The sequence below is a fragment of the Paenibacillus lutrae genome (assembly GCF_009757775.1).
In the GTDB taxonomy this organism is placed as follows: domain Bacteria; phylum Bacillota; class Bacilli; order Paenibacillales; family NBRC-103111; genus Paenibacillus_F; species Paenibacillus_F lutrae.
Map to the genome: position 1 here is coordinate 91,357 of NZ_RHLK01000010.1, position 17,259 is coordinate 108,615.

At 48.0% G+C, this 17,259-nt stretch carries 16 protein-coding genes; 11 read left to right on the forward strand and 5 right to left on the reverse strand.

Annotated elements, in window-relative coordinates; translation table 11 throughout:
- Positions 1-108 precede the first annotated feature (108 nt).
- From EDM21_RS16830 to EDM21_RS16840, 3 genes are all read left to right on the forward strand, one after another.
- Positions 109-684 (forward strand): DUF1572 family protein, encoded by a 576-nt coding sequence (locus tag EDM21_RS16830; RefSeq protein ID WP_157337317.1) that lies wholly within the window; start codon positions 109-111, stop codon positions 682-684.
- A 151-nt stretch (positions 685-835) separates the two neighbouring features.
- Positions 836-1,306: an SRPBCC family protein gene (locus tag EDM21_RS16835; RefSeq protein WP_157337319.1), complete on the forward strand. Its 471-nt coding sequence runs from the start codon at positions 836-838 to the stop codon at positions 1,304-1,306.
- A gap of 170 nt (positions 1,307-1,476) precedes the next feature.
- Positions 1,477-2,001 carry a GNAT family N-acetyltransferase gene (locus tag EDM21_RS16840; RefSeq protein ID WP_157337321.1) on the forward strand — a complete coding sequence of 175 codons (525 nt, stop codon included), beginning with the start codon at positions 1,477-1,479 and terminating at the stop codon, positions 1,999-2,001.
- A gap of 136 nt (positions 2,002-2,137) precedes the next feature.
- Here EDM21_RS16840 and EDM21_RS16845 read toward each other — a convergent pair whose 3' ends face one another.
- Both EDM21_RS16845 and EDM21_RS16850 read right to left on the reverse strand, forming a co-directional pair.
- Positions 2,138-2,785 carry a metal-dependent hydrolase gene (locus EDM21_RS16845; protein ID WP_157337323.1) on the reverse strand — a complete coding sequence of 216 codons (648 nt, stop codon included), beginning with the start codon at positions 2,783-2,785 and terminating at the stop codon, positions 2,138-2,140.
- 219 nt (positions 2,786-3,004) lie between these two features.
- Complete coding sequence (locus tag EDM21_RS16850; protein WP_157337325.1) at positions 3,005-3,886, reverse strand: LysR family transcriptional regulator; 882 nt, start codon at positions 3,884-3,886, stop codon at positions 3,005-3,007.
- 112 nt (positions 3,887-3,998) lie between these two features.
- On the opposite strand from EDM21_RS16850, the gene EDM21_RS16855 reads away from it, so the two are divergent.
- Positions 3,999-5,276: an adenylosuccinate synthase gene (locus EDM21_RS16855; RefSeq protein WP_157337327.1), complete on the forward strand. Its 1,278-nt coding sequence runs from the start codon at positions 3,999-4,001 to the stop codon at positions 5,274-5,276.
- Between the two features lie 455 nt (positions 5,277-5,731).
- Complete coding sequence (locus EDM21_RS16860) at positions 5,732-8,314, forward strand: Ig-like domain-containing protein (RefSeq protein ID WP_235918240.1); 2,583 nt, start codon at positions 5,732-5,734, stop codon at positions 8,312-8,314.
- Between the two features lie 160 nt (positions 8,315-8,474).
- Here the strand turns inward: EDM21_RS16860 and EDM21_RS16865 are convergent, their stop codons facing one another.
- Positions 8,475-9,794 carry an FtsW/RodA/SpoVE family cell cycle protein gene (locus EDM21_RS16865; RefSeq protein WP_157337330.1) on the reverse strand — a complete coding sequence of 440 codons (1,320 nt, stop codon included), beginning with the start codon at positions 9,792-9,794 and terminating at the stop codon, positions 8,475-8,477.
- The gene (locus EDM21_RS16870; protein ID WP_157337332.1) at positions 9,791-10,123 is read right to left on the reverse strand and encodes a PadR family transcriptional regulator; all 333 of its coding nucleotides are present in this window, start codon (positions 10,121-10,123) and stop codon (positions 9,791-9,793) included. The genes EDM21_RS16865 and EDM21_RS16870 overlap by 4 nt, the downstream gene beginning before the upstream one ends.
- A gap of 475 nt (positions 10,124-10,598) precedes the next feature.
- Between EDM21_RS16870 and EDM21_RS16875 the strand changes: the two genes are divergently transcribed.
- The 6 genes from EDM21_RS16875 (at position 10,599) to EDM21_RS16895 (ending at position 16,797) form a co-directional block, all read left to right on the forward strand.
- Complete coding sequence (locus EDM21_RS16875; protein WP_157337333.1) at positions 10,599-13,442, forward strand: 2-oxoglutarate dehydrogenase E1 component; 2,844 nt, start codon at positions 10,599-10,601, stop codon at positions 13,440-13,442.
- Positions 13,443-13,465: 23 nt separating this feature from the next.
- On the forward strand, positions 13,466-14,740 hold the full coding sequence (gene odhB / locus EDM21_RS16880; RefSeq protein ID WP_166542062.1) for a 2-oxoglutarate dehydrogenase complex dihydrolipoyllysine-residue succinyltransferase: 1,275 nt from the start codon (positions 13,466-13,468) through the stop codon (positions 14,738-14,740).
- A 218-nt stretch (positions 14,741-14,958) separates the two neighbouring features.
- Positions 14,959-15,600 (forward strand): HAD family hydrolase, encoded by a 642-nt coding sequence (locus EDM21_RS16885; protein ID WP_157337335.1) that lies wholly within the window; start codon positions 14,959-14,961, stop codon positions 15,598-15,600.
- A gap of 55 nt (positions 15,601-15,655) precedes the next feature.
- Positions 15,656-16,141, forward strand: a complete 486-nt coding sequence (locus EDM21_RS16890; RefSeq protein WP_157337337.1) for a GNAT family N-acetyltransferase — start codon at positions 15,656-15,658, stop codon at positions 16,139-16,141.
- Between the two features lie 151 nt (positions 16,142-16,292).
- Entirely contained in the window at positions 16,293-16,448 is a 156-nt protein-coding gene (locus EDM21_RS24640) for a hypothetical protein (RefSeq protein WP_166542063.1), read from the forward strand.
- 49 nt (positions 16,449-16,497) lie between these two features.
- On the forward strand, positions 16,498-16,797 hold the full coding sequence (locus tag EDM21_RS16895; RefSeq protein WP_157337339.1) for a DUF6509 family protein: 300 nt from the start codon (positions 16,498-16,500) through the stop codon (positions 16,795-16,797).
- Positions 16,798-16,987: 190 nt separating this feature from the next.
- On the opposite strand, the gene EDM21_RS16900 is transcribed toward EDM21_RS16895, so the two are convergent.
- On the reverse strand, positions 16,988-17,248 hold the full coding sequence (locus EDM21_RS16900; RefSeq protein ID WP_157337341.1) for a hypothetical protein: 261 nt from the start codon (positions 17,246-17,248) through the stop codon (positions 16,988-16,990).
- Positions 17,249-17,259: the final 11 nt, after the last annotated feature.

The following is a 17,259-nucleotide window of genomic DNA, read 5'->3' on the forward strand; positions in this document are numbered from 1 at the left end:
GTATTGTAAGCGGTAGGAGGTCGGTGCCCTCCATGAGTTCCATATAGATACATATGTCATCTGGCTCATAGTCGATAAACAAATGAAGCTGTAAAAGGAGAGGTTGAAATGGACGGCAATCAAGTTTTCTTAGATGCGTACAGGAAACAATTTTTGTATTACAAAACACTGGGAGAAAAAGCAATAGATCAGTTGACCCCGGAGTTGTTATTCGTTAAACCGAATGAGAACAGCAACAGTATCGCTACTATTGTTAAGCACCTGTCGGGCAATATGATATCCAGATGGACGGATTTCCGCACAACGGACGGCGAAAAAGAATGGCGGGACAGAGACGGTGAATTCGAGAACGACATTCCGGACCTGGAGCGGCTGCTGCTGATCTGGGAAGAGGGATGGAGGTGCTTATTGGGTGCACTGGATTCCACTGACCCTGATCAATTAACAGAGATTATTTATATACGGAATGAAGGGCATACCATTATGGAAGCACTAAGCCGCCAATTGGCCCATTATCCTTATCACATCGGTCAAATGATCTATGCAGCGAAGCTGTTGAAGGAAAGTGAATGGAAAAGCCTGTCTATTGCGAAGAATAATTCCCGCGCCTATAATGACAATAAATTTGCTAAAGAAAAAGCGATAAAGAATTTTACAGAAGAAGAACTGGAAAAGCTGCAATAGTTTAGATGCCTAGATCTATTTATGCTGTTAACTAACGGATATCAGATAAATGAAGTGCAATTATATAAGTCCTGCGTTCCCATTGTGGAAGCTGCGGGACTTTGTTATATATAATGAAGTCCAGAGACCAGTAGGGCAGGAGCGGGATACGATGATTAAGGTCACGACTGAAATTGAAATTGAGGCACCCATTGACCGGTGTTTTGATTTAGCTAGAAACATTGACGTTCATACCAGGACCGTATGGAAACATACAAAAGAAAAAGCAATTGACGGGACTGTAACAGGTTGTATCGGCGATGGGGAGACCGTAACTTTTCAAGCGACGCATTTGGGAGTGCGGCAGAAATTAACGTCTCAAATCACAGAATTTAAGAGACCGTATCTATTTGTCGATTCCATGCTCAGAGGAGCTTTCAAAAGTCTTAAACATACACATGAATTTGTTGAGCTGGATGATTCCAGAACGTTGATGAAGGATACGCTTCTGTTCGAAGCGCCTTTTGGTATGATCGGGTGGCTGGTGGAGCGATTGGTTCTGAGAAGGTATATGGAAGCCTTCATCAACCACAGGAATATTGAGCTAAAGAAAATAGCAGAGGGGTACGATGATTCTCTCTGAGCCTGGATACCGCATAGTGATTGCTAATTCCACAGCAGACTTGTTGTTGCTGCAGAAGAGTGGGTGATTTGTCATTCTGGCGCTAAACTTATCGATTTGTGCGGTTGCCCGGGAAATGATTGAACATAATTTCCTGACCGGGTGTTAAAATCTTGATCAGTGGAGGTCCTATGAACACGATAATAACAACGCAGAGGCTGATTCTGAGGGAGTACGAAGAGTCGGATTACGAAGATGCCCTGCGCATATTCTCCAATCAACAAACCATGTCATTCTGGCCGGAGCCTTTCAGTGCGGAGCAGGTTAGGAAGTGGATGATAAAGAATCTGTCCAATTACAAGGAGTTAGGTTATGGAAGATGGGTCACCGCTCTAATCGGGAACAATAGAATGATTGGAGACTGCGGCTTCGGACAGTTAGAAATTAACGGGACAGTGGAGGTCGATCTGGGTTACATAATCGATCACCGGTATTGGAAGCAAGGCTATGGCGTGGAAGCGGCGCAGGCGTGTTTGGACTTGGGTCAGACCCGGTTAGGATTTAAGCGGATAGTTGCCAACATGCCTTACAATCATACGGCCTCCCGGAAGACGGCGGAGAAGCTCGGGATGAAGAAAGAGCTTGAATTCGTTAATGAGCGGAACCGGAATATCTTGACCCATCTATACAGCGCAGAGAGGAAGATTGATTGCTAAGTAGTTGTCATAAGCAAAGATCTTGACATAATCGTGCCATAAAGGAGGGGAAGTATCCGAAGGGTGTGCGGATACTTCTTGGTGTACTCCCTAAGGTCACTTCGCTCTTAACGGTTAGATAACGATTATCTTTGATCTACAGAAAAGGAATCTTAATGGGTTTCCTGTAGACCGGATAGAGCCATTTCACACCGCTTGGTGTCAAGGTATCCGCGAATAAATGAGAGAAATAACCGGCAAAAGCAACGAACATAACACCCTCAATTTGAAGCTGCTGTTCCAGTTCGTAACCGATGGCTCCCCAGAAGGCTAATGCCCAGACTGTATGAGTCATCCCGCGGTGTTTCAGCCAAGGGGCCCAGGCGACGAATATACCCAGACCGATCAACCACCTCATATTCATGGCCCAGCCCATATAAATAAGCGCGACCCCGACAACGCTGACCAAGGCGTTACGGATAAATCCCTGTTTGGTTACGAAACCGATAAGGAAAATCATAACGGCCGCAGTCATTAGCTTCGGATAGAACAGATGCTGCACGAAGTATTGAAAGCTAACGCCCGCGAGAAAAATAGCTCCACCCCAAAGAAAAAACTCGCGGAGCATTTTGGAGATTTTGCCCAGTTTGCTGCTCAGCATACTCGGTCCGTCCAGATCAGCGCTTAATGCTGAGAATGCCGCAACGGTTATGTATAAGGCGAAATTCTGCACAGTAAATGGTTGAAAAGCGGAAGCGGTCAAACCGATAGCCGTGCCGATCATAAGATGTGTTGTACCTTTCATAAGACCTCCGTAGACTGAGCAGGATAGTTTTGGCAAACGTATGTTTGCTTTGTTATTATACGAGGTCTTAAAAAGGCTGACAAGCGAACAGATAAAAAAAGTGAAGGACTCATAGTGTCCCATGTCACATAGAGCGTTCACAGCACATATTTTCCGGCGGCACGTTCTCGCGAAGCATCCGAAAGCCTACACATTACTTGCAATAAACTCCTTGCGGGGTTATTTAGTAAGAAGTTCAACGAAACGCTTGGCAGCGGTGTTCAAAGGTACATCTTTTAGTGTGATGATACCGGCCTTCCGGGGTGGTAAAGGTTGCTCCAGGCGAACCTCACAAAGTCCCATCCGTGCGAGATCATCCTCGGCAAACTCCCGAACGACACAAGCCAGACCGAATCCCATACTTGCGAATTCAAGCAGCAAATCGAGACTGCCTAATTCGATCTCCGGCTGAATGTCCAACCCCAATTGCCTGGTATAGCTATCGAAAGATGCCCGTGTATGGCTTCCTTTTTCCAGTAAAAGAATGGGGTACCGGGATAATTGCTCCCAAGTGTAACGGCCCTCCGTCAGTTCCTTGAATTGGGGGCCTGCTACCAGACAGTCTTGAATAAGCAGAGTTTCCTGGACGTGAATGTGCTTGTCTTGTAAAGGTAGATTAACCAGACCCAGGTCGATCCGGCCTTCTTTTAATAAAAGGAGGGTCTCAGGGGTCGTCCGGTTCGTAACTTGAATTTTGATGGCGGGATATTTGTCATGGAATTGTTTAAGATGCGGGAGCAAATAATGTTTGCTGAGGGTATCGCCGGCTCCGATCCGTATCTCGCCTTCCATGAGTTGACGCATATCCGCCAATTTGCGCTCGCCGGACTCGATAAAATTAAAAGCCTTGCCGACATGCTGCAGAAGCACGTTTCCTTCATGGGTTAATACAGCGCCTTTGGATGTGCGGAAGAAGAGCTGAACGCCCAGTCTGGATTCTAATTGCTTGATTGAATGGGTGACGGCAGGCTGAGTAATACATAAGTGTTCGGCTGCGCGGGTAAAGCTGCCTGCTCTTGCCGTGTAGTAAAAGACGCGGTACCCTTCTAAGTTCTCAAACAAGACATTAACCACCTTTATGGTCTGTATAAGTAATATTCATTTTATTTATGAGATACTCCCAATTATACTGAATGTAAGAGTTGATTCCAAGCAGAAAGGTCTGATCAATGATATGACGGTAACGGCAATTGTCGGCGCTAATTGGGGAGATGAAGGGAAGGGGAAAGTCACGGACGTGCTTGCGGCACAGTCCAAATATGTAGTCAGGTATCAGGGAGGCAGCAATGCAGGCCATACCATTCTCAATCCGTACGGCAAATTTGCGCTGCACATTCTTCCTTCCGGTGTTTTTTATCCGGGGGTATGTAACATTATCGGCCCGGGTACGGCGCTGAACATAGATGACTTTCTTCACGAGTTAAAAGGGCTGACGGACAGAGGCGTCCCTGAACCGATTCTGCGCATATCGGACCGGGCTCAAATCGTTATGCCGTATCATAAATTATTGGACCAATTGGAAGAGGAGCGGCTGGGAGATCTTAAATTCGGCTCCACCAAATCGGGGATTGCCCCTTTCTATTCGGATAAAGTATCGAAACTGGGTATTCAAGTTTCCGATTTGTTCGATGAAGACAGGCTGCGGCTGCGAGTGGAAGCTTCGCTGGCAGCAAAGAACACCCTCATGAAGCATTTGTACAGCCATCCGCTTCTGCAAACGGACGAGATTGTTCAACAGTTCGCAGACAAAGCGGAACAGATCCGGCCTTATGTTGTGGATTCATCGGTTCTCCTGCAGGAAGTGGTGAAGCGCGGGGAGCGCATACTCGTGGAAGGGCAGCTCGGAGCACTGAGAGATCCGGATCACGGTATTTATCCTTATTCGACCTCTTCTTCGACACTAGCCGGTTTTGCTGCTGTTGGAGCGGGAATTCCTCCCTATGCCATTAAACAGATTATCGCGGTAACGAAAGCCTATTCAAGCTGTGTAGGTGCCGGCCCTTTTGTCTCAGAAATAAAAGGAGAGAGCGCCGCTGAATTACGCCAAAGGGGCGGGGATGCCGGGGAATTCGGTGTTACGACAGGACGTCCGCGGCGTATGGGGTGGTTCGATGCTGTCGCAACCCGGTATGGCTGCCAGATTCAGGGGGCTACCGAAGCCGTTCTGACCAATCTGGATGTCTTAGGATATCTGGAGGAAATCCCGGTCTGTACAGCTTATGAGCTGGATGGTAGCAGAACCTTGGAATTCCCCGTATCGGCACGGCTGGATCAGGCTAAGCCCGTCTACGAGAACGTAAAAGGCTGGAATTGCGATATTTCTTCGATCCGCCAATTCGGCGATCTGCCTGACGCTGCCCAAGAATATGTTCTCCTTGTGGAAAAGCTGATCGGTGTGCCGATCCGGACTATATCCGTCGGTCCAAGGCGCGAGCAAATCATCGAACGTTAAGAGGAGCGAGGATTCGGTTACACACCATAAACTTTATAGCTGCGATTCGCTCCTTACTATCTGGAGTGCAGCATCATTCATTTGAAAAGGCCCTCACGAGGGTCTTTTTGCTGTCTCGGCGTATGATGGTGGAGTGAATTTCCGCCTGGAAGAGCGTATTTCGGAGCTTATTCCTAAAGTTTCAGTACCCATTTGCCGATAGTAGTAGAGGCGTTGGTACCAGCAAAAGGTTAGCAACCTAACGGAGTATTAATCGAATACTCTCTGGAAGACGCCGAAATTGTGCCGGGCGAACAGTTTTACCTAAAAGGGGGATTACGATTTCCAGGTACTGACAAGGACGTCGAGTTTAATGTTCGGGTTCGGCATGAAAAACACTCAGCTTAAGCTGAAACAGGTAAGATTGCAATCGGATTTCCGAAATATGACCGACAATAAGACTAGGAGATGAAATGATGCGGGCAATGAGGATTATGGCTTTATTCCTAACATTAACATTGGTATCAGGCAGCTTCGGCGCTATGAGTGCGATGGCTTTGGAAGTTTCCAGTCTGGTACTGAACAAAAACGAACTTTCACTGGAAGTTGGCGGCACTTCGCCTCTGACAGCAACGGCTGTCTATGACAGCGGCGCGACTGAGAATGTAACCGTCAAAACCGACTGGACTTCAGGTTCCCCGGACATCGCATCCGTGTATGCGGGCTCGGTAACGGCGAAGAAAGAAGGAAAGGCCGTCATTACGGCTACTCATAAAGGAAAAACCGTCATCGTGAACGTGACCGTGAGCAAACGTGTCCGTTCCCTTATTAAAGACATACAAACGATCGATTTGCGCAAGGGTAAATCGGAACAGATTACCTTAAAGGCTTACTATGATGACGGTACGAATGAAGACGTCACTAAGAAAGCGGAATGGAATATTGACAACGGTTCTGTCGCTACTGTAGTAAATGGTCTGGTAACGGGCCAAAGCTCAGGAACGGCCATTGTTACTGCGAAGTATAACAATCAGACCGTTTCGGTGCCGGTAAGCATTGAAGTCGCCAAACGGGTGGATCCCGACAAGTCTCAAATATCGATGCTGCTAAAAGAAACGGATACCGTCACTTTGATGGCGACTTATCCGGATGGAACATCGGAAGATGTGACGGAGCTGGCCGAGTGGGAATCCGATAATCCGGACATAGCGGATGTACTGAAAGGTAAAGTGACCGGTTACGGGCCGGGCAAAGCAACGATCACGGCGAGCTACGGCACGAAATCCACGGCTATCAAAGTGGATGTAGATAACGCAGTCAAGCTGGATCTGGGCAAGGAGATTGTACTTCTGAAGAAGAACACCACAGAAGAGCTGAAGCTGACTGCCACGTATGCAGATGGCGGTACGGACGATGTAACAGCCCGTGCAGAGTGGTCTTCAAGCGATGAGAATATCGTGAGCGTCGTGAAAGGCAAGCTGTTTGCGAATGCGACAGGCGAAGTAACCGTTACAGCTAAATATGGGACCAAAACGGTTTCCGCTATTGTAGATGTGGACGTTCCCAAGCGTCTGGAAGCGGATAAGGAACCGTTGTTCCTGCAAACAGGCAAAGACGAGCAGATCATCCTGTGGGCCACCTATGCAGATGATACCAAAGAAGACGTAGCGGGTGAAGCGAAATGGTCGGTCGATGATGATTCGATTGTCAGCGTCAAAGAGGGTAAAGTTACTGCCCGTAAAGCCGGTGAAACGAATGTTTCGGCGAGCTATGGCGGCAAAAGAGTCACGATCCATGTATCCGTTGATATCCCGAACACGATCAAAGCAAACCTTAAGAACGTTAACTTTCAAATAGGCAGCTATGAGAAAGTGACGCTGAGTGCAATCTACAGCGACGGAAGAGTAGAAGATGTAACGGATAAAGCGGACTGGACGACCAGTTCTCCCGAAATCGCAGAAGTGCGTAAAGGCGTCATTACAGGCGTCGGCACAGGTGCGGCTACTGTTACAGCCAAGTACGGAACCAGAACGGTTGCTGTTCAAGTATCCGTAGGCGTTCTGAAAACATTGACCACAAACAGCAAAACAAGCCTTTCTCTTAAGAAAGGGGCTGAACAGAAACTGGATGTAACGGCGACGTATTCAGACGGCACCAAAGAAGAGGTAACGAAGGAAGCGGTTTGGACCAGCTCCAATGACAAAGCAGTAACGGTTGATGCAGGTGTCGTGAAGGCGGCAGCCTCGGGCGAAGCGACGATCACAGCCGCTTTTCAGAACAAGACGGTTACTTTCAAAGTTCAAGTAGACATGGCGGATAAGCTGACGGCAAATCCTTCTTTCCTGAATTTTGATCTGGGTGAGAATAAATTCATTACTCTGACAGGTACAGATGTAAGCGGAACTCCTGCAGACGTAACGAAAGATGCGGAGTGGAGCTCAAGCAGTGCGGCTGTGGCGACGGTAGATAATGGCGTCGTTACACCGGTGTCGCGCGGTAAAGCAACGATCACGGCTAAATACGGCGGCAAAACGGTCACGATTCCGGTAGAAATCGGCGTAGTTTCCTCTTTGGAAGTAGATAAGCGTTTTGTTTCCACGAAATCCGGCTCATCCGTACAAATTAAGCTGACGGCTACGCTTTCGGACGGCAGCAAAAAAGACGTAACTTCGAGCGCACAGTGGAAGGCGAGCAACTATAAAATTGCGGATGTCAGCGAGGGGAAAGTGACGGGCGTGAGTGCAGGAACTGCGACCGTGACCACAACATTCGGCGGCAAAAGCATCTCCATTCCGGTTGAAGTCGATAAACTGAAATATTTGAAGACGGACAAGATCACTATTGATCTGAAAGCCGGATCGACGGTAAATGTCAAAGCGATTGCCACCTTCGATGATTTGTCGGAGCAGGACGTTTCTGTTCACGGACTATGGTCTACCTCTAACATTCGGATCGCGGATGTGAAGGACGGGGTCATCCGGGCAATCGGCAAAGGCAAGGCAACGATTACGGTTACTTATGCGAAGAAATCGACCAAAGTATACGTAACGGTTAATTAGTACAAGATTTATGTGAAAAAGAACCGCCGTAGCGGTTCCCAGAAAGCCTGCAGCCCAGTTTCCTTAACAGGAACGGACTGCAGGCTTTTTTATGAGGATGATGATAGATAAGACTTGTTCATGCGTTAGAACAGCATCCGCAGCAGAGCAGCTGGCGCATTCAACGGGTTGTCAGCTTAGGTATCATATGAATCCTTTTATAAACACTAAGCACGAGCCCGAATGAAACATAATGGAGCAGCAATTGACTGCCTCCAAAGGAGATGAACGGTAGAGATACCGAGGTATACGGCACAAGACCGATGGACATGAGGATCGTCCACAAGAACTGAATGGTTATAAGGACAGAGACGACAAAAACGATTAAGCGGCCATATGGATCCTCGATTCGATTAATAATCTGTACAAGTCTTGCGATGAAAATAAGAGCCAAACCTATAATAATCATGCCCATGATCCAGCCGAAGGCGTACATTAAATAGGGCAGAAGCGCCTCTGAGTATATGGCAGGCAGGGTATTATTCCATACCCCGAACCCTTTTCCGAACCATCCTCCTGATTGAATGGCCTCGATAGAGTTCATGGTTTGATAATTGTTATCACTACCGGAGTTCGAGCTTATGCTTATTAACCGGTCATACAAATGCGGTTTCTGAGTTATTAAAAAAAGTCCGGCAACGGCCACAGGGGCTATAAAGACGGCAGCAGGCCACCATTTGCGCCGCGTATAGTAGAGAAGGGAGGCGAATCCGATCGTATAGATAAGAGCGGGCATGTATGAATTCATTTGGAAATAAATAAACAACGGTAAGAATCCGCAAATTCCGATGCGAATCATTAATCCAGGTAGGCTTCGTATTATAGCGAAATTCATACCTGCTGCTGCAATGAGAAAGCCATATAAGGAGAAGTTAACTGCGTTAAATGAAAAATCTCCAATGTTTATAAAGTATAAAGAACCATTTATAAGAAAATCTCTCTGGGAAGTTGCAAACAAAAGCAGAAAAACCGTTCCGACAAATAACAGCACTGAAAAACGTTGTAATCTCCTGTAGTCCACAAACCAAACGCCCGCTGCTGCAAAAAGACCTATTAAAATAAATTTCAATTGTGTCATCATAAAACTTATATCTATGGTTCGCATGCCCCGGTTTTGTATCTGTGCACTGTCCAGTGCAAACATCGCAAACAAGCCAAGAGCTGTCAGTACCCCGATAATCGCCAGCATACCCCATTCGATTTGCGGCCTGTGTGCTTTATGCAAATCACGTCCGATTTCGGCCGGGTTGCCCATTTGACTAATGGCCTGGGCTATCGCCTCTTCACGCGACATCCCTTTGGCTTCGGCCCGTTCAACCAGATCTTCGATATGCCCCGTCAGTTCCGCGCGGATTTCCGTATGAAGTTCCTTGGCTCTAACCTGCGCGCACACTTTTCTAAGGAAGCGCCTCACCTTCTCGTCATCTAACAGCAGATTCACACATGTCCCTCCCCGATCACTCTTTCGACCGCTCCGCTGAAAATCCGCCATTCTTGCTGTTTTTCCTGAAGCTGCAGCTTTCCTTTTTCAGTTAACCGGTAATTTTTACGTTTGCGTCCTTCATGTTCGCTCCAATAAGCTTCGACCCAGCGTTCTTTTTCAAGTGTGTGGAGAATGGGATAGAGAGTTCCTTCTTTGAATTCAAAAATCCCGTCCGACCTTTTCTCCATTTCCTTGATCATTTCATAGCCGTACATTTCCTTCCGGCCCAGCAAAGATAGAATAAGGATGACTGTACTGCCTTTAAGAAGTTCTTTGTTGATTTTCATAGGTCACTTCCTTATACCTCGATTAACAATGCATTGGATTACTATGCTATTATATCTATGATCTAGTTAAGGTGCAAGGCAGTAATTTCATTCGTAAAAGCTAACATTATCTGTCCGGTTAGCCGTTAAACCGTAAGGGGATATTTTCTTGCCGGTTGTATAAAAAAGGGACTCTTCCCAGAAAAAAGAGGGCGGGTAAATGAAGAAATAGGAAGCGAAGGTGTAGAGTGAAATAGGCCTTTTGTCAAAAGATTGCCCTAATTTCGCGATAAATCGATATTTTTCCCGAAAAATCGAAAGTTCTTTGGAAATTTTGAAATAGTGGACTATAATAGAAGATGTAATTTTCATCACACAAGACGTCCCCCAGGACATGTTATAGATTTAAGACATAAGGGCGGCGCGTACTAGTTAGATTGATAGGTAAATGGCAAGCAATACTATTATTTTAAAAGTGAGGCGGAAAATTACAGCTATGAAGAATGGACAAGAGGACAGACGATGGCCGTGGGCTAATTATTACGGTCCGAATCTAGGTTACATTCAGGAGCAGTACGAGCAGTATCAGAACAATCCCGAATCGGTTGAAGAAACTTTTCGGGAGCTTTTCGCGCGTTTTGGAGCACCTCCGGCTGAGTCCGGAACAACAGGAAGCGGGCAGCAACAAGCCCAAGTAACCGACAGCAGCAATCCTCAAGTGCTGAAGAAAGTAATGGCCGTCAGCAAGCTGGTATGGAATATTCGTACCTATGGACATTTAGCGGCTAACATCGATCCACTGGGACTTAGTACAACGGCGGATACTAGATTGCTTGAGCCGGCGACTTACGGACTTACGAAGGAAGACCTTATTGCGCTGCCGTCTTCACTCGTATGGGAGGAAGCTCCTTCCGATGTTGCAAACGGATGGGAAGCGATTGAACGTCTTCGCAAATCGTATTCCCAATCGATCGCCTTTGAATTCAGTCATGTACACGAAGAAAGCGAGAGAGACTGGCTTAACCGCCAAGCAGAATCCGGAGCCTCCATTGAGCCTCTAACATCGGAAGAACGGATTAAATTGCTTGACCGTCTTATTCAAGCAGAGCAGTTCGAGCAATTCCTGCATCGCACGTTCGTTGGACAGAAACGTTTTTCTCTTCAAGGTACAGATGTTCTAATTCCGATTCTTGATCAAATCGTACACGAAGTGGTGCTTGATGGCGCCAGCCACATCCTGATGGGAATGGCTCACCGCGGCCGCCTAAACGTGCTTGCACATATTTTAGGTAAGCCTTACAACAAGATTTTTAAAGAATTTCATCATTCCCCTAACAAAGACATTATCCCTTCTGAAGGTTCGATGGGAATTAACTACGGTTGGACGGGGGATGTCAAATATCATCTGGGTGAGCAGCGTTCCATTAAGGAAGGCGATGCACTTGAAGCTAAGCTGACTTTGGCGAACAACCCGAGTCACCTGGAGTTCGTAGGAGCTGTTGTTGAGGGCTTCACACGCGCTGCGCAAGATAACCGTGAGAACCCGGGTTATCCCGTTCAGGACGTAAGTAAAGCGGCAACCATAACGATCCATGGTGACGCGGCATTCCCGGGCGAGGGAATCGTGGCGGAGACGCTTAACTTCACGAAGCTTCAAGGTTACCGCAATGGCGGTACCATTCATATTATCGTCAATAACCGTGTAGGCTTTACGACGGACAGCTCGGATTCGCGTTCCACGCACTACGCCAGCGATCCGGCCAAGGGCTACGAAATTCCGATCGTTCACGTCAATGCGGACGATGCGGACGCGTGTATCGCAGCGGCCCGTCTGGCCTGCGAATACCGTAACCGTTTCAAGAAAGACTTCCTGATTGATCTGGTTGGTTACCGCCGTTTCGGTCATAACGAGAACGATGATCCCGAAACAACCCAGCCGCTCATGTATCAGAAAGTGAAGAATCATCCGACCGTCAGCGTTTCCTATGCGGAAAAACTGAAGCAGGAAGGGCTGATCGACGATCAGCGCTACCAGAAGATGGTTCAGGATGTACAGGCTAAACTGCAGGAAGCTTACGATCTTGTGAAGAATAAGGACAGCGGTAACCGTCTGGCTAACGTGGTCGTATTCGACAAGGATCTGAAAATCGACACGGCTGTTCCGCTTCCTCAGCTGCAGGAAATCAACAAGGCGCTCATTACCTGGCCGGAAGATTTTCACGTATATCCGAAGCTGCAGCGCATTCTGGAGCGTCGTGGGGATGCACTGAATGAAGGCGGCAAAGTTGACTGGGCTCTGGCCGAGACGCTTGCATTTGCCACCATTCTTGCTGACGGCAAGCCGATCCGGATGACAGGACAAGACGTAGGCCGCGGTACGTTCGCTCATCGCCATGTCGTTCTGCACGATTCCAAGACCGGTGCGACTTATTCGCCGCTTCATAAGATTCCTCAGGCTCGTGCATCGTTTGCCATTTACAACAGTCCGCTGTCGGAAGGCTCGATCTTGGGCTTTGAATACGGCTACAATGTTTACTCGCCTGAAACGCTTGTAATCTGGGAAGCCCAGTACGGAGACTTTGCGAACGCAGCGCAAGTCATTATCGACCAATTCATCGCTGCCGGCCGCGTGAAGTGGGCTCAGAAATCCAGTCTCGTCATGCTTCTGCCGCACGGCTATGAAGGGCAAGGACCGGAACACTCCAGCGCAAGACTGGAACGTTACCTCCAGTCTTCGGCTGAGAACAACTGGACGGTTGCGAATCTGAGTACGGCGGCTCAATATTTCCATATCCTGCGCCGTCAGGCTGCTATTACAGAGCGTGAAGAAGCTCGTCCGCTCATCATTATGTCGCCTAAGAGCCTGATCCGTAATGCACGGGTAGCTTCTCCGGGCACGCAGTTCAGCGAAGGCTCCTTTATGCCGATTATTGAGCAGCAAGGTCTTGGCGAACAGCCTAAGAAGATCCGTCGTCTCGTTCTTTGCACCGGTAAAATCGCCATCGATCTTGAAGAGGCGCTTGAAGCGGACAAAGAGAAGGATTATTCCTGGCTGCAAATTGTCCGTGTAGAACAGCTGTATCCTTTCCCGGATAAAGAAATTGCTGCCGTGATGGAGCGTTTCACGGGACTGAAAGAAATCATATGGGTTCAGGAAGAGCCTAAGAACATGGGCGCATGGAACTTCATGGAGCCTCGCATCCGCGCGATCGCACCGTCCAAAGCCGATGTGCAGTATATCGGTCTGCCGGACCGCTCGAGTCCTGCCAGCGGCTTCCAGGAAGTTCATACGTTCGAACATAACCAAATCATCGCTAACGCATTAAAGCAACCTGAATAATTTGCTCATAGGAGGACGACGCTGTGTCAGAAATTAAAGTGCCCGAATTGGGAGAGTCTATCACGGAAGCAACCATTTCCAAATGGTTAGTTAAAGAAGGTAGCCAAGTCAGCCAGGGAGATCTTCTGCTGGAGCTTGAAACCGATAAAGTAAACTTGGAAATCAGTGCGGAGCAGGATGGCGTGCTGTCCGAAATCCGTAAGCAAGAAGGTGACAACGTATCCGTTGGTGAAGTTGTCGGTCTTATTGGTGCAGGCAGCGGACAAGCTTCCCAGCCTAGCGCTCCTGAAGCGCCTAAAGCTGCGGAGCAGGCTGCTCCGGCCAGCGAGCCGGCCAAAGCTCCTGCAGCATCTGCGGAAGCTGAGAGCGCAGCTGTAGCTGCTTCTCCGGCTGCCCGCAAATTGGCGAGAGAGCGCGGAATTGACCTGAACCAGGTCAGAACGCAAGATCCGATCGGCCGTGTGTACCCGGAAGATGTCAAAACATTCAGCACACAGCCATCCACTTCCAACCAGCAAGCAAGCGCACCTTCCGCTCCGAAGTCCGCTAACTCCGGTTCAGCGAATACGGCTTCGCAGCAGGCCGCTGATCCAGGCAAGCCGGTAGAGCGCAAGAAAATGTCCCGCCGCCGCGCGACTATCGCGAAGCGTCTGGTTGAAGCACAGCATACGGCAGCGATGCTGACTACCTTCAATGAAGTGGACATGACGGCGATTCTGGATGTCCGCAAACGCCGCAAAGATGCGTTCAAAGACAAGCATGATGTAGGACTCGGTTTCATGTCCTTCTTTACCAAAGCCGTTGTGGGCGCATTGAAGCAGTACCCGCATCTGAATGCTGAGATTGACGGCGAGGATATTGTTGTCAAGCAGTTCTACGATATCGGTATTGCGGTATCTGCCAAAGAAGGTCTGGTTGTACCAGTCGTTCGTGAAGCAGACCGGCTCAGCTTTGCTGAGATCGAAAGACAAATCGGTGAACTTGCCGGCAAAGCGCGCAACAACGCACTTGCTTTGTCCGACCTGCAAGGCGGTACCTTCACGATCACTAACGGTGGTGTATTCGGTTCCCTGCTGTCCACGCCGATTCTTAACGCACCGCAAGTCGGTATTCTGGGTATGCACAAAATCCAGATCCGTCCGGTAGCTATCGATGCTGAACGTATGGAGAACCGTCCGATGATGTACATCGCTCTTTCCTACGATCACCGTATCGTGGATGGCAGCGAGGCTGTTCGCTTCCTCGTAACCGTTAAAGAATTGCTGGAAGATCCGGAATCCCTTCTGCTTGAAGGTTAATTCCATTAAACACAAAGAGCCCAGGCAGACGATGCCTGGGTTTTTTTGTAACATACAAAGGGTCAAATCCGTTCCGCACGAATACATACAGGTAAAGAGAGCTGCCGAGGATGAAGCCGTTGAATTGATGTGGACATGTAATTCCGTGTTATACGGCTCCGCTCCGTTTCTCGCCTGGTTCAGCAAGCCCGGTTCGATAAGGGAGGGGGATATCACAAATGAATGAAGTTAAAGGGATTATGTTTGATATGGACAATACACTCCTTCAGTCCAAAATCGACTTCCCGGCTATGAAGGCGGAAATTTACCGATATTTATTAGCATTGGACCTGTTTGAAGATCCCTTCAACGTGGTTGACCATACTTCTTCTACATTAATTGAGCATGCACGGCAGAAAGGAATCAGCGATTCCTCGTATGCGGAGCTTATGAGGATTGCAGCAAAGCATGAACTTACCGGAATGGAAGGAGCCGGACTAGAGAATGGAGCGCTGGAGCTGCTTCAGGAACTTCATGGCCGATATGTACTGGTGATCCTGACAAATAATTCACGGGAAGCGGCACTTAAGGCGCTTCATAATACAGGAATTGCTCCTTTTTTTGATGTGATCATTGGAAGAGAACAGATGAAGGCTTTGAAGCCTTCGCCATCGGGGTTTGAATATGTGATGGACATGTACAGCGGCATGACCCGCTCCGCCTGGATCTCCATTGGGGATTCATGGATAGACGGCAAGGCTTCCAGTGATGCCGGCATTCCTTTTATCAGTTATGGCAAAGGAATTTCGTTCATGAAAGAGAGAGGGGTTTATCCTGTAGCAGCGGTAGAGCATTTAAGTGAGTTATTGGATTATCTATGAAATTAGGGGGATCTAATAACCGCCATCCATTTTCTGATTCCGGGAGGAAACAATAATGATCCGAATCTGTAATCAAGATGATATACCATCTATCTACGACATTATTAATGATGCGGCTGCGGCTTACAAAGGAATCATTCCCGAAGACCGCTATCATGAACCTTACATGCCGCTCCGGGAATTGCTGGAAGAAATCGAGAATGGCGTTGTCTTCTACGGTTATACGGATGAAGATGGGCAATTGATGGGTGTTATGGGTATTCAGGATAAACAGGATGTAGCCTTAATCCGGCATGCTTATGTGAGAACGAATCAGCGCAGCGGCGGAATCGGGAGCAAACTGCTTCAATATTTAATGGAAAAAGAGGACAGACCGATCCTTATCGGAACGTGGGCATCTGCTGTATGGGCCATCCGTTTTTATGAGAAGAACGGGTTTCATCTCGTGCCCGGCGAGGAAAAAGAACGGTTGCTGCATCTATACTGGGACGTACCTCAAAGACAAATCGAGACATCCGTTGTTCTTCGAAACAGAGAATAGCATCTTTAATATAAAATATGGTAGATCCGTGACACTAAATCACCGCATCCGAGGCAGCACGGCTGGGCGTTTAATGTTCATCAGAGGGCTACAACTTTCATTTTCTGGGTAAATAAGTAGTAACTCAAGAAATGAGAGAGGGGAGTCCGGTATGAAGATTACGATCACTCAGAACGAAGCGTTAGAAAAAGGTGTCTGGCAGGAAGTCATGAATCTGTTCGGTTTAAACAAGGAAGATGATGTCTGGCCGAATGAAGCATTCGTATTAACAGAAGAACAAGCCAAAGCACTTGGATTGATCCGATAAGATTCTAGTGTATAATAAGCTGTACGGATAGAATTTGGAGGTTGCAAATATGCTAACGATTACAGCTTACAGTGTAGAAGTAGTAAAGGATCCATTTGGTATTTTGGCGGGACAACGTTACGAGTTTATTCTCGACATTGAGGTTCCGGAGGACGATGAGCTGTATACGCCTAACGGACTTTATTTGAGAGTCATTTATAGCGTGGAAGAGAGCGGATCCAGAATCGCCAAAGTTGATTTTCACGAAAGTTCAACGGATAAGTATCTGGATTATGATCTGGAAGAGGATGAAATCCAACTGGTTGACGCTTTCTGCAAAGAGCATCTGCCGGAAGCCAAAGCCAAGTAAATATAACTTCCTGCAACAACACGGTACATTTAACCGCTTCCCGGCTGTCCGCTGGGAAGCGGTTATTGCTTGTGAGCGGGTGGCTGATGCAGCTCTATGGCCAATCACGGCTTAAAACCAGCTAAGCCTGTTCACGGGGAGCAGGCTGGTCAGGGCTGTATGTGGATCAAGCTGAAGGGATGCTGGATCTTTATTCGGCTGCTTCTTCGTCTGGCGCAGCTTCATCAGCTGCAGCCTCTAGGGAAGCTTTATCAGCTTCAGCTTCTGCGGAAGCTTCTACGGCTGCTTCATCTGCAGCCTCGCTTTCGTGAACAGCCTCTTCATCCTTAACGGCTTGGGCCTCATCCGTTTCATCTGCCGCCGCTTCGACTGCCTCGACATCCTCTGCAGCTGCTGTCTCCTCGGTTACAGCGGCTTCTTGCCTTTCAACTTCGTTTTCCAATTCCGCCATGTTCATCCCTC